Origin of the sequence: Klebsiella sp. K-Nf6 (assembly GCF_002806655.1) — a bacterium.
GTDB classification, from domain to species: Bacteria; Pseudomonadota; Gammaproteobacteria; order Enterobacterales; family Enterobacteriaceae; genus Klebsiella; species Klebsiella variicola.
In genome coordinates, this window is the sequence record NZ_PIBN01000017.1 from 70,419 (window position 1) to 82,098 (window position 11,680).

Below are 11,680 nucleotides of genomic sequence, written 5' to 3' on the forward strand. Positions count from 1 at the left end.
ATTATTTGATCCCGCCCCCCTCAGCCGCTACGGCGCTTCAGGTTAAAGTATCGACAGATAACCAGACGTCGCGGACAGCAGAGGAATTATGCAGGTTGATCGGTCACAGCAGCGGGCAATCACACGATTGTGCATCCAGTGTGGTCTTTTTTTGTTACAGCACGGCGCCGAAAGTGCGCTGGTGGAAGAGCTTTCCACCCGCCTCGGACGGGCGCTGGGAATGGACAGCGTCGAAAGCGCCATCTCGTCTAATGCCATTGTGCTGACCACCATTAGAGATGGCGAATGTCTCACCTCAACGCGGAAAAATGTCGACCGCGGCATCAATATGCATGTGGTGACGGAAGTGCAGCATATTGTGATCCTCGCCGAACATAAGCTGCTGGACTATCGCGACGTCGAGAAGCGCTTTGCGCAGATCGTTCCCTTGCGCTATCCGCGCTGGCTGCTGGTCATCATGGTGGGGCTCTCCTGCGCCTGTTTCTGCAAACTGAATAACGGCGGCTGGGACGGCGCGCTGGTCAGCTTCTGCGCCAGTACGGTAGCCATGTACATTCGTCAGGTGCTGACCCACCGGTCCATGCATCCGCAGATCAACTTCTGCATCACCGCCTTTGTCGCCACCACCATCTCCGGGCTGCTGCTGCGCCTCCCGGCCTTTGCCAGCACGCCAACCATTGCCATGGCCGCCAGCGTTCTGTTGCTGGTTCCGGGTTTTCCTTTGATCAACGCCGTCGCCGATATGTTTAAAGGGCATATTAATACGGGGCTCGCCCGCTGGGCGATCGCCAGCCTGTTAACCCTTGCCACCTGCATTGGCGTGGTGATGGCGATGACCGTATGGGGGCTGCGCGGATGGGCATAATCTCGTTTATTTTCACACTGGCGGAAGACATGCTGCTGGCGGCTATCCCCGCCGTCGGTTTTGCCATGGTCTTTAATGTCCCCCAGCGCGCCTTGCGCTGGTGCGCGCTGCTGGGGGCGATCGGCCACGGCTCGCGCATGGTCATGATGAGCGCCGGTTTTAACATTGAATGGGCCACCTTTCTCGCCGCGCTGCTGGTGGGCAGCATCGGCATTCAGTGGTCACGCTGGTATCTGGCGCATCCGAAGATTTTTACCGTCGCCGCCGTGATCCCGATGTTTCCCGGTATCTCGGCCTATACCGCGATGATCTCCGCGGTAAAGATCAGCCATTTTGGCTATTCTGAAGAGATGATGATTTTGCTGCTGAGCAATTTTTTAAAGGCGTCGTCTATTGTGGGCGCCCTTTCTATTGGCCTGTCGATACCCGGTCTGTGGCTGTATCGTAAGCGCCCTCGCGTCTGACCCCGGCGTCGCGGTACAGCCGCGACGCTCCTTCCGCGATGGGCTCTGTGCTACTATGTGCAGATCACCCCACTCTTTGCAGTTCAGAGTTGAGATAGAGTTATGTCTTCGCGAATTTTAACCTCCCATTTTAGCGGCCTGGAAGAGTTCCTCCAGCAGCACGCGACGCTGCTGGCGAAATCGACTGACGGCACCGTTGCCGTTTTTGCCAATAACGCGCCGGCATTCTATGCGCTGACGCCAGCGCGGCTGGCGCAGTTGCTGGAGCTGGAAGCCAGGCTGGCGCGCCCCGGCAGCGACATCGCGCTTGACCCGCAGTTTTTCGAGGAGCCCGCCGCGGCGCCGGTTGCGGTGCCTATGGGCAAATTTGCCATGTACGCGGACTGGCAGCCGGACGCCGATTTTCAGCGCCTGGCCGCGCTGTGGGGCATTGCCCTGAGCCAGCCAGTCACGCCGGAAGAGCTGGCCGCCTTCGTCGCTTACTGGCAGGCGGAAGGTAAAGTGTTTCACCACGTGCAGTGGCAGCAGAAGCTGGCGCGCAGCGTGCAAATCAGCCGCGCCAGCAACGGCGGACAGCCGAAGCGCGATGTGAACAGCGTGAGCGAACCCGACAGTCATATTCCGCGAGGTTTCCGAGGATGAGCATGAAAAACGTGGGCGACCTGATGAAGCGTCTGCAGAAAATGATGCCGGCCCATATCGAACCGGCGTTTAAAACCGGCGAAGAGCTGTTGGCCTGGCAAAAAGAGCAAGGCCGGCTGCGTTCCGAAGCGCTGGAGCGGGAGAACCGCGCGATGAAAATGCAGCGTACCTTCAACCGCTCAGGGATCCGCCCGCTGCATCAGAACTGTTCCTTTGATAACTACCGCGTCGAGTGCGAAGGACAGATGAACGCCCTCGCCCGCGCACGTCAGTATGTGGAAGAGTTCGATGGCAATATCGCCAGCTTTATCTTCTCCGGTAAACCGGGGACCGGCAAAAATCACCTGGCGGCAGCCATCTGCAACGAGCTGCTGCTGCGCGGGAAGTCGGTCTTAATCATCACCGTGGCCGATATTATGTCGGCGATGAAAGATACCTTTGGCAACCGGGAAACGAGCGAAGAACAGTTACTGAGCGACCTCAGCAAAGTCGACCTGTTAGTGATTGATGAAATTGGTATGCAGACGGAGTCTCGCTATGAGAAGGTCATTATCAATCAGATAGTTGACCGTCGTTCTTCATCCAAACGGCCTACCGGGATGCTCACCAACAGCAATATGGAAGAGATGAACAAGCTGCTCGGCGAGCGGGTAATGGACCGTATGCGACTGGGGAACAGCCTGTGGGTTATCTTCAACTGGGAAAGTTACCGGCACCGCGTCACTGGCAAGGAGTATTAAGAGATTTCCGGACGACGACGGCGTTATACTAAAGCGATTATTCAGTCACGCTTATGAGTCCGTCTATGAAATCGTTTAAAAATGGCTTACTTGCCGCGCTTGCCATCAGTGCATTCACCCTCGCCGGCGCCCATGCTGCCTCCTGGCAGGATTCTCTTAACAGCGCCGCCAGCCAGCTTAGCGGCAGCAGCACCCAGGCCGGCGGCGGCGGCATGTCCGTCTCCTCGCTAACCAGCCTGTTCAGCGGCAGCAACCAGTCTCTGACCGCCAGCAGCATGAATAATGCGGCCGGGATCCTGTCATATTGCGCGCAACAGAAACTGGCCTCCGTGACCAGCGCCGATAACGTCAAAAACCAGGTGCTGGATAAACTGGGACTCAGCACGCCGGAAAAACAGAAACAAGACACCAACTATCTCGATGGCCTGCAGGGCTTGCTCAACAGTAATAACGGCCAGCAGCTGGACCTGAATACGCTTGGCAACAGCTCGCTGGCGAAGCAGGTGAAAACCAAAGCCTGCGATCTGGTCTTAAAACAGGGCGTTAACTTCCTCTCCTGATACGTACTGCTAATGCCGCGTTTGTCGCCTTCGCGACGGCAGCGCGGCCTGAAACGGTTTTTTTACCCTTTTCCCTCTCCGCTTCCCCGCCATACCCGATGCGACACCGATCAAAAAAGGCAACATCTAAACCAATTCTGAATAACTGCACAGTTTCATGACGCTAGAATTGCAGCAAGATGGCGCTGCAATTACAGTGTGGCGTGAAAAGTAATCTGTTCTGCCAGCCGACAACTGGCGCTAATGAGGATGAGCTGTGTCAGAGTTGTTATCCATCGCCTTATTTTTAGCTTCGGTGGTGCTTTATGCCTGGAAAGCGGGTCGTAACACCTGGTGGTTTGCCGCCACGCTCACGGTGTTAGGTCTGTTCGTGGTGCTGAACATCACCCTCTACGCCAGCGACTATTTTACCGGCGACGGCATCAACGACGCGGTGCTCTATACCCTGACCAACAGCCTGACCGGCGCAGGGATCGGCAAATACATTCTGCCGGGCGTCGGGGTGGGCGTCGCGCTGGTTGCCGTCTTTGGCGCGCTGGGCTGGGTGCTGCGCCGCCGTCGGCATCATCCTCATCACGTCGGTTACAGCCTGGCGGCGCTGCTGCTGGCGCTGGCCTCCGTTGATGCCAGCCCGGCCTTCCATCAGATCAGCGAGCTGGTGAAATCGCAGTCACGGGAAGGTGACCCGGACTTTGCCGCATACTACAAAGAGCCGTCGAAGCGTATCGACAATCCACAGCTGAACCTGGTCTATATCTATGGCGAAAGCCTCGAGCGTACCTATTTTGATAACGACGCCTTTCCTAACCTCACCCCTGAGCTCGGCAAAATAAAAGATCAGGGCCTCGATTTCAGCAATACCATGCAGCTCCCGGGGACGGATTACACCATCGCCGGTATGGTCGCCTCGCAGTGCGGCATTCCGCTGTTCGCGCCGTTTGAAGGCAACGCCTCGGCATCGGTCTCCAGCTTCTTTCCGCAGAATATCTGCCTTGGCGATATCCTGAAAAACTCCGGCTATGAAAACTACTTTGTGCAGGGAGCCAACCTGCGCTTTGCCGGCAAAGACGTGTTTCTCAAATCCCACGGCTTCGATCACCTGTTCGGGGCGGAAGAGCTCAAAACCACGGTAGCGGATCCCGCCTATCGCAACGACTGGGGCTTCTATGACGACACCGTGCTCGACGAGACGTGGAAAAAATTTGAAGAGCTGTCCCGGTCCGGTAAACGCTTCTCGCTGTTCGCCCTGACGGTGGATACTCACCACCCGGATGGCTTTATCTCGCGCACCTGCGAGCGTAAACGCTATGACGTGGACGGTAAGAAAAACCTCTCCTTCAGCGCCGTTAGCTGCAGCCAGGAACATATCGCCGCGCTGATCGAGAAGATCAAAGCCTCACCCTATTTCAAAAACACGGTCATCGTGGTCTCTTCCGATCACCTGGCCATGAAAAACAGCGCCTGGGATTATCTCAACAAGCACGATCGCAGCAATCTGTTCTTCGTGTTGCGCGGTGATCAACCGCAACAGGAGACGCTGGCGGTGAAACGCAACACCATGGATAACGGCGCGACGGTGCTGGATATTCTCGGCGGCGATAACTTTATCGGCCTCGGGCGCAGCAGCCTCTCCGGCCAGTCGCTCTCCGGTATTTTCTTGAATATGAAAGAGAAAGTGCTGGCCTGGAAACCGGACGTGATCCGCCTGTGGAACTTCCCGAAAGAGATGAAAAACTTCACCATCGACTCGCAGAAGAACATGATCGCTTTCTCCGGCAGCCATTTCCGTTTGCCGCTGCTGCTGCGGGTATCGGACCAGCGCGTTGAACCGCTGCCGGAGAGCGAATACTCCGCGCCGTTGCGCTTCCAGCTGGCCGATTTCGCGCCGCGGGACAATTTCGTGTGGGTCGATCGCTGCTATAAAATGGGGCAACTGTGGTCGCCTGAGCTGGCGCTCTCCACCGACTGGTGCGTCTCGCAGGGGCAGTTGGGCGGTGAGCAGAAGGTCCAGCACGTCGATAAACCGCAGTGGCAAGGCAAAACCGCTTTCAGGGACACCCTTATCGATATGGAGCGCTATAAGGGCAACGTCGATACGCTAAAAGTCGTCGACAACGATATTCGCTACAAGGCCGACAGCTTCGTGTTTAACGTCGCCGGCGCCCCGGAAGAGGTCAAGCAGTTCAGCGGCATTTCGCGTCCCGAGTCCTGGGGTCGGTGGTCCAACGCCCAGCTGGGCAGCGACGTGAAGATTGAATATAAAGAGCCGCTACCGGAAAAATTTGATCTGGTGATCACCGCCAAAGCCTACGGCCCAAACGCCAATAAGCCGATCCCGGTGCGGGTGGGAGACAGTGAGCAAGTGCTTACGCTGGCCAATGACGTAACCACTACGACGCTGCATTTCGACAACCCGTCGCACAGCAACACCCTGACCATCACTCCGCCGGACCCGCAGTCCACCAACGAGGGGAATATCCTTGGTCACTCCCCACGTCAGTTGGGGATCGGCATGGTGGAGATCAAAGTGGTGAAAAGCGAAGGCTAAAACCATCCTGCCCGGCGGGTTTACACGCCGGGCAACGGTTGCCGTGGCAGGGCGTTAACCCTACAGCGGCTGTAGTTCATCAGCCGACAGTCCGGTGATTTTCTGTACCATCTCTTTGTCGAGGCCATTTTGTAACATACTGCCGGCAATGCGCAGCGCCTCACGCCGGCTTCCTTCCTGTAAGCCCTCCTGGTGCCCTTCTTCCCGGCCTTCTAGTCGACCTTCTTGACGACCTTCTTGACGACCTTCCTGCTTAAGCTTTTGCGCGATAGACATCAGTGTCTCCTCATACTGTGGCAGACGGCGGGCCAGCCGGCGGAGAAACACGCCCGGCTCGGCCGTATTACCGTACTGCAGCATATAGTGAAACAGCATTCTCAACTGCCGACGGTTAGTGTATCCCAGCATCACAACGGCCGCCAACGACTCCGTTAAGCCGCTGAGATCGCGCTGGCGAATATGTTTTTGCATCAGCTCCAGCAAGGCGACTCGCCGATGTTGCACGATGTCATCATCTGGCATCACCGTAACGTCGATCAACGGAAACGGACAGCCATACAGCGTCTTCGCCAGCTGCGGGTCGGCAAACTCATCCAGCCAGTTGAGGGAAAAGGGGTATGGACTGGTCACACCGTGATAAAAAAGCATCGGCACCACCAACGGCAGCGTTTTGTGCCCGGCATCCAGGTGGCGCTGCATCGCGGCAATCGCATAGCGCATCAGGCGAAACGCCATATGGTTATCCGGCGAGCTCTGATGCTCTATCACCACGTAAACATACCCCGCACCGCAGGTGGTTTGTACCGACCAGAGGACGTCCGAATACCAGGCGCGCAGATCCTCATCGATAAAGCTCGCCGATTGCAGTCTCAGGGTCGCGAAATCGCACCGCTGGCGGATCGCTTCTGGAAGGTAGAGGGTGAGGAAATCATTCGCCGTCTCCGGGTGGCGAAGAAATCGTTTAAAGACCGCATCGTGCGGCGTCGAGGTCATCCGTTTTTTCATGGCCATCCGCTTGCCTGAAAGAGAAGGAAAGCCGGACTCTACCACCGGTTTTTACCCGAATGGATTTGACGATAATTTTCTGGGAAGCGCCTCGGAGAATAGCGTAGCGGCCAGCCCGGCTGGCCGCCATCAACACGGCTTAGTAATCAAACTGACGGTAGTAACGACGGATATTGAGGTCGTGGCCGGTATGGTGTTCAAAGTGAGCCGCCAGCCGGTCCACCAGCAGGGTTGACACCACGCACGGCGCCATAATCCAGCGGAAAGCGTCATCAATGCCGTTCAGCGGATAGTCGCGCGGGTCGATCACCACCAGATGGTCAGTTATCTTTTCGGCAAAGCGTTCGACGCGCTCGTCCAGCGCCCGGCATTTCCCCTCACCTTTCACCAGAAACAGCGGGACCTCTTTTTCCAGCAGCTCCAGGGTGCCGTGGAAAAATTCAGCCGAGCTAACGGATTTCGTCCGCTTCCACTGCATTTCTTCGAGAATACACATTGAGAACAGGTAGACCTCGCCCCACATTTCCGCGCCGCCAATCCACATCATATAGTCGCTGCCATGGTATTGCGCGGCAATGCTATCCGCCTGGAGATCGAACTGGCGTTTGGCCTGCAAGAGATTTTCCGGCAGTAACTCGAGCTGGCTGGCAAATCGCGCGTAATTTTCAAACTCGCCGTGACGATAAATGATGCGGAAGAATAACCAGTACAGCAGCATATATTCATATTCCACGCCGTTCTTGTGGCACATCGGAATATGCCAGGTGGCGGCGGCGGCCAATGGCGAGTCGGCATGACGGGTAATAGCCACCACGCGGATCCCCTGCGCCTTGCACCACTCGGCAATAGCCACCGACTCTTTGGTATCGCCAGATTTAGATAGGGTAACGACTACCGCATCTTTATTTAATTTTTTATGCCCGCGATGAATTAATTCTGCCGCCTGCTCAAGATAAACCGGCACGCTGGTTAATTCTTTGGCAAACTCATTAATGGCCATCATCGGCGCCAGAGAACCGCCTACCGAGGCAAAAAATAATGCGCTGCAGCCGCAGTCATAAATATCGTCGGCCACGGTTTCAGCCTGTTTACGCGCAGCGATGATCTCGCGAGCACTGGTCAGGTACTCGTCCTGATTAAAACCCAACATAGTTTTCTCCTGAATATTCAGATTTTACTTTTTAATACGCGGTCAAAATCGTCAAAAATACGTTTAGCCAGATCGATACCTTTCAGGCCGGCGGTATGCCAGGCCAGCATCTGGACGGGAACGATCAGCAGCAGCGGCGCCAGGTGATGTTCACACGGGCAGCTTAGCGCCAGCGTCTGCGCATCCTCTTCGTCGCTCAGCGTCAGTGTAAAGGCGCGGGCAATGGAAGGCGCCATATAGTCCCGCAGCGCCCGGGTTCGCGCATCCGGCGCATCTTCAATAAACAGCATCACATGGCGGGCGTTGGCTTCCAGATAGGGACCGTGCATATAGGCTTCCAGCTCAAAGCCGCTGGAAGGCACGCGTACCGTTTCGGTAAATTTGGTTTCAAATTCCTTCGCCACGCCAACCAGCGCGCCATAGCCGGTGGCGACAAAGCGCTCGCCGCCCCGCAGCGCTTCGCCATGCCTGTCGATAAACCGCGAGGTGCGGTCAATGACATCCGGGATCGCCGCCGCCAGCCGCTGCAGTTCGGCAAGATAGCGCTGCTCCTCGGCCTCGCTGGCTTTCCCCTGGGCACGGGCAATCATCAGCGCCATCAGCAGCAAATTCAGCACCGTCGCGCTAAACCCGCGGGTGACAAACCCCACGCTCTCGATACCGGTATTGATATCCAGTATCCCATCGCAGGCCCGGGCGATCGGGCTTTGCGGGTCGGAGGTCAGGGCAAAAACCGGCAGATTCGCCGCCTGAACCTTGCGCATCGCCTCCAGCGTCGAGGCGCTTTTTCCGCTCTGCGAAATCGCCACCACCAGATCGGTATGCGGATCGACAGCCTCGTAATGCGTAAAGTTGTACGGCTCTTTAATGTCAACCAGCACGCCGAAGCGCTGTTCAAAGAAATAACGCGCGCACAGCGCGGCATTTAGCGACGATCCGGTTGCCAGCAGCAAAATACGGCGTACCGGATGCTGGCGGGCGAAATCCTCAATCGATGCCAGCTTTTGCCGATAGTCGCGCAGGATCTGCGCCAGACAGGCTGACTCTTCGCTGATATACGTCATCATCGTTGGTACCATTTTCGACTCCCGTTAAAACAAGCCAATCCACGAACCCAGAATGCCCACCAGCGCCATCCCGCCAATAATAGAAAGCGGTTTAACTTTCCGCCCCAGCAGCCAGTAGACGATGCCAAAACTCACCAGCGGCAGCATGCAGGGCAGAATGTCATTGATAATGTCCTGCACCTGAGTTTTGGCTTCCCCGGCACCAAAGGAGAGAGGGATGGTGATATCGATCATTGAGGCGGTCATCGCCCCGACCACCATCAGGCCGATAATCGACGCCCCGTAGGTCAGGCTCTCCATCATTCCGCTCTTCTGGATCCGCTGCAGCACCCCGGTGCCCAGCACATAGCCCCAACGGGTAAAAAACCAGCGCACCAGGATATGCGGCACGTTAAACACCAGCAGAAACAGAATGGGTCCGAGAACGTTGCCCTTGAGCGCCAGGCTGGTGCCGATGCCGGTGGCGATCAGCCGCAGCGTACCCCAGAAAAAGGAGTCCCCCAGCCCGGCCAGCGGCCCCATCAGAGACGCTTTAACGTTATCGATCGCGTTGGCGTCCATATTTTTCTGCTGGCTGTTTTTTTCCTCCATCGCCGTGGTGATCCCCAGCAGCAATGTGACGATATGCGGCGTGGTATTGAAGAACACCAGATGCCGTTTCAACGCTCCGGCCAACTCCTCTTTGCGCGGATAGAGCTTCTTCAGCACCGGGATCAACGCGTAAACAAAGGCGAGATTCATCTGCCGCTCATAGTTCCACGAGAACTCCATCTGGAAGGATCGCCAGAACACCCGGCGTAAATCTCGTGGCGTAATACGAGTCTCTTCTTGCTCCTGCGGGCGCAGGGTCTCTTCAGAAATCATCTTCGTCGTCATCGCTGACTCCTTGTTCTGTCGTCGTACGAGGTGAATTCAACGCGGTGACGTTAACCATGACCACCGCCACGATAGCGCCGAGAATGGCGATGCCGGTCACCGGGATTTTCAGGTAGGCCATCAGCACGAAGCCAAGGAAAAAGTACGGCGCGACTTTCTTGTTAATCAGCAGCCTGGCGAGCATCGCGAAGCCGAGGGCCGGAATGATGCCGGTAGCGACGCTGAGCCCGTGTTTGATAAATTCCGGGATGGTATCGAGCAGGGATTTCACCGCGTTGCTGCCCACCAGGAATGAAACGGTCACCACCGTGGCCAGCATCAGCGACAGCCCGAAGCCGGCAATCAGATGCATCCGCTCAATGCCCCGCGTATCCGCCCGTTCCGCGTAGCCGTCAGCCTTCTGGCTGAGCATCGGGATAAACATCCCCAGATAAACGTTTTTCAGGATCAGGGTCAGGGTGGCGATAGGCAGGCCAAGCAGCAACGCCGTTTCTGTGCCCGCGCCAGAGGTAATGGCGAACGCCACGCCGAGAATACCGCCGGTCACCACGTCGGGCGGGATCGAGGCGCCAACGGAGAACGAGCCGATAAACGCCAGCTCCAGCGTCGCGCCCATGATGACGCCGGTCTGCACATCCCCCAGCACCAAACCGGTCAGTAGCCCGGTGACGATAGGCCGGGAAATCAGCGACGTCCCTAAGGCATATTCCGATTGCGCGATAAACGCCACCAGACCCAGTAAGAGAGCCTCTACCATAATCTGTCCTCCGGAATTACACGCATTCCGTAAAAAGCTGTTTGCGATCGTTCGGGACCTGGCGAATCTCCACCTCGACGCCCTTCCCCACCAGTTGTTGTAGCTGCTCTATTTCTTTTGGCAGTAAATTAATTGCCTTAGAGATATTCTGGCTGCCCTCTTTCGCTTTAATCCCTCCAAGATTAATGCTCTTGATATTTCCCACCGCATTGGCTATACGCCAGGCATCGTCCACCGATTCAACAACAATAAATAAATTATATTTATCGGTAACGCCGCTTTTAATTGCCTCAATGGAGTCATCAATATTTTTAATTACCAGTTTTACCGACGGCGGCTTAGCGAGCTTAATCGTCGTTTTACGCAGTTCATCGTTAGGGACATTATCGTTAGCGATCAAAATACAATCAGCACCGACATATTGCGTCCAGGAAAAGGCTACCTGTCCGTGAAGTAATCGATGGTCTACCCTTAAAAGCGTAATCATAGTGTTCCCTCATTTCAGAAGTCTTTATCAGTGGTCATCGCACTGGCAATCGTTTGATTGCAGTACTGAATGCTCTCTTTGGCGCTGGTTAATGCTTCAGTAATTAATTTCTCGGTATTTTCTTCCGTTGCAGAAATAAGCAAATCAATAATCAGCGGCAGATTTAAACCTGATAATAAATGGAAGTGTGGGCGTGATAAAAAACGAACAAACTCGTTATTCACGCTACCGGCAAAAATATCCGTAATCACTATCAGTTCATCCTGCGCCGGGAAACGCGCCAGTAGCGCCTCCACCTGCTGCGTGAGATCGGACTCCTCCTCGACGTAGGCACACAGGGTATGAATATCCGGCTGTTTACCGAGGATTAGCTCCACGGAGTTCAGCAAACCGTTAGCAAAGGTGCCATGGCTGGCAAAAATATAGTGTCGTTTCATCCTTACCTCGAAAGCGCATTCCACTGCTTTCTTAATAGCAACCGGCGTGCCAGAAACAGTGGCGCGCTGGTTAGCGCAAGGA

At 55.9% G+C, this 11,680-nt stretch carries 13 protein-coding genes; 6 read left to right on the forward strand and 7 right to left on the reverse strand.

The annotated features are described in order from the left end of the window. The first annotated feature begins 88 nt into the window (after positions 1 to 88). The 6 genes from CWM61_RS22980 (at position 89) to opgB (ending at position 5,819) form a co-directional block, all read left to right on the forward strand. Positions 89 to 865, forward strand: a complete 777-nt coding sequence (locus CWM61_RS22980) for a threonine/serine ThrE exporter family protein (protein WP_100631981.1) — start codon at positions 89 to 91, stop codon at positions 863 to 865. Then, on the forward strand, positions 856 to 1,329 hold the full coding sequence (locus CWM61_RS22985; protein WP_074387133.1) for a threonine/serine exporter: 474 nt from the start codon (positions 856 to 858) through the stop codon (positions 1,327 to 1,329). The genes CWM61_RS22980 and CWM61_RS22985 overlap by 10 nt, the downstream gene beginning before the upstream one ends. Positions 1,330 to 1,431: 102 nt before the next feature. Then, complete coding sequence (dnaT, locus tag CWM61_RS22990; protein ID WP_074387134.1) at positions 1,432 to 1,971, forward strand: primosomal protein DnaT; 540 nt, start codon at positions 1,432 to 1,434, stop codon at positions 1,969 to 1,971. Positions 1,972 to 1,973: 2 nt separating this feature from the next. Then, the gene (gene dnaC / locus CWM61_RS22995) at positions 1,974 to 2,711 is read left to right on the forward strand and encodes a DNA replication protein DnaC (RefSeq protein ID WP_008807545.1); all 738 of its coding nucleotides are present in this window, start codon (positions 1,974 to 1,976) and stop codon (positions 2,709 to 2,711) included. Positions 2,712 to 2,776: 65 nt separating this feature from the next. Further along, on the forward strand, positions 2,777 to 3,271 hold the full coding sequence (locus CWM61_RS23000; RefSeq protein WP_100631982.1) for a DUF2501 domain-containing protein: 495 nt from the start codon (positions 2,777 to 2,779) through the stop codon (positions 3,269 to 3,271). Positions 3,272 to 3,527: 256 nt separating this feature from the next. Further along, a complete protein-coding gene (opgB, locus tag CWM61_RS23005) occupies positions 3,528 to 5,819 on the forward strand; it encodes a phosphatidylglycerol--membrane-oligosaccharide glycerophosphotransferase (RefSeq protein ID WP_074387136.1) in 2,292 nt (763 codons plus the stop codon). Between the two features lie 60 nt (positions 5,820 to 5,879). Here opgB and CWM61_RS23010 read toward each other — a convergent pair whose 3' ends face one another. The 7 genes from CWM61_RS23010 to CWM61_RS23040 all read right to left on the reverse strand — a co-directional run bounded on the left by CWM61_RS23010 (position 5,880) and on the right by CWM61_RS23040 (position 11,598). Then, positions 5,880 to 6,830: an Rpn family recombination-promoting nuclease/putative transposase gene (locus tag CWM61_RS23010; protein WP_165785039.1), complete on the reverse strand. Its 951-nt coding sequence runs from the start codon at positions 6,828 to 6,830 to the stop codon at positions 5,880 to 5,882. A gap of 133 nt (positions 6,831 to 6,963) precedes the next feature. After that, positions 6,964 to 7,974 (reverse strand): SIS domain-containing protein, encoded by a 1,011-nt coding sequence (locus CWM61_RS23015; RefSeq protein WP_074387137.1) that lies wholly within the window; start codon positions 7,972 to 7,974, stop codon positions 6,964 to 6,966. A gap of 17 nt (positions 7,975 to 7,991) precedes the next feature. Further along, entirely contained in the window at positions 7,992 to 9,053 is a 1,062-nt protein-coding gene (locus CWM61_RS23020) for an SIS domain-containing protein (protein ID WP_074387138.1), read from the reverse strand. Between the two features lie 12 nt (positions 9,054 to 9,065). Beyond that, on the reverse strand, positions 9,066 to 9,917 hold the full coding sequence (locus CWM61_RS23025) for a PTS system mannose/fructose/sorbose family transporter subunit IID (RefSeq protein ID WP_074387139.1): 852 nt from the start codon (positions 9,915 to 9,917) through the stop codon (positions 9,066 to 9,068). Then, entirely contained in the window at positions 9,895 to 10,674 is a 780-nt protein-coding gene (locus tag CWM61_RS23030) for a PTS mannose/fructose/sorbose/N-acetylgalactosamine transporter subunit IIC (protein ID WP_074387140.1), read from the reverse strand. Before CWM61_RS23030 ends, CWM61_RS23025 begins: the two co-directional genes overlap by 23 nt. 16 nt (positions 10,675 to 10,690) lie before the next feature. Then, the gene (locus CWM61_RS23035; protein ID WP_074387141.1) at positions 10,691 to 11,161 is read right to left on the reverse strand and encodes a PTS sugar transporter subunit IIB; all 471 of its coding nucleotides are present in this window, start codon (positions 11,159 to 11,161) and stop codon (positions 10,691 to 10,693) included. 14 nt (positions 11,162 to 11,175) lie between these two features. Then, positions 11,176 to 11,598, reverse strand: coding sequence for a PTS sugar transporter subunit IIA (locus CWM61_RS23040; RefSeq protein WP_074387142.1), 423 nt, complete (start codon positions 11,596 to 11,598; stop codon positions 11,176 to 11,178). Positions 11,599 to 11,680: the final 82 nt, after the last annotated feature.

What these genes read in the sequence shown, in the direction of transcription:
- CWM61_RS22980 (WP_100631981.1), top strand. Translation starts at nt 89, where the DNA reads ATGCAGGTTGATCGGTCACAGCAGCGGGCAATCACACGATTGTGCATC.
- CWM61_RS22985 (WP_074387133.1), top strand. Translation starts at nt 856, where the DNA reads ATGGGCATAATCTCGTTTATTTTCACACTGGCGGAAGACATGCTGCTG.
- dnaT (WP_074387134.1), top strand. Translation starts at nt 1,432, where the DNA reads ATGTCTTCGCGAATTTTAACCTCCCATTTTAGCGGCCTGGAAGAGTTC.
- dnaC (WP_008807545.1), top strand. Translation starts at nt 1,974, where the DNA reads ATGAAAAACGTGGGCGACCTGATGAAGCGTCTGCAGAAAATGATGCCG.
- CWM61_RS23000 (WP_100631982.1), top strand. Translation starts at nt 2,777, where the DNA reads ATGAAATCGTTTAAAAATGGCTTACTTGCCGCGCTTGCCATCAGTGCA.
- CWM61_RS23010 (WP_165785039.1), bottom strand. Translation starts at nt 6,830, where the DNA reads ATGGCCATGAAAAAACGGATGACCTCGACGCCGCACGATGCGGTCTTT.
- CWM61_RS23015 (WP_074387137.1), bottom strand. Translation starts at nt 7,974, where the DNA reads ATGTTGGGTTTTAATCAGGACGAGTACCTGACCAGTGCTCGCGAGATC.
- CWM61_RS23020 (WP_074387138.1), bottom strand. Translation starts at nt 9,053, where the DNA reads ATGGTACCAACGATGATGACGTATATCAGCGAAGAGTCAGCCTGTCTG.
- CWM61_RS23025 (WP_074387139.1), bottom strand. Translation starts at nt 9,917, where the DNA reads ATGACGACGAAGATGATTTCTGAAGAGACCCTGCGCCCGCAGGAGCAA.
- CWM61_RS23030 (WP_074387140.1), bottom strand. Translation starts at nt 10,674, where the DNA reads ATGGTAGAGGCTCTCTTACTGGGTCTGGTGGCGTTTATCGCGCAATCG.
- CWM61_RS23035 (WP_074387141.1), bottom strand. Translation starts at nt 11,161, where the DNA reads ATGATTACGCTTTTAAGGGTAGACCATCGATTACTTCACGGACAGGTA.
- CWM61_RS23040 (WP_074387142.1), bottom strand. Translation starts at nt 11,598, where the DNA reads ATGAAACGACACTATATTTTTGCCAGCCATGGCACCTTTGCTAACGGT.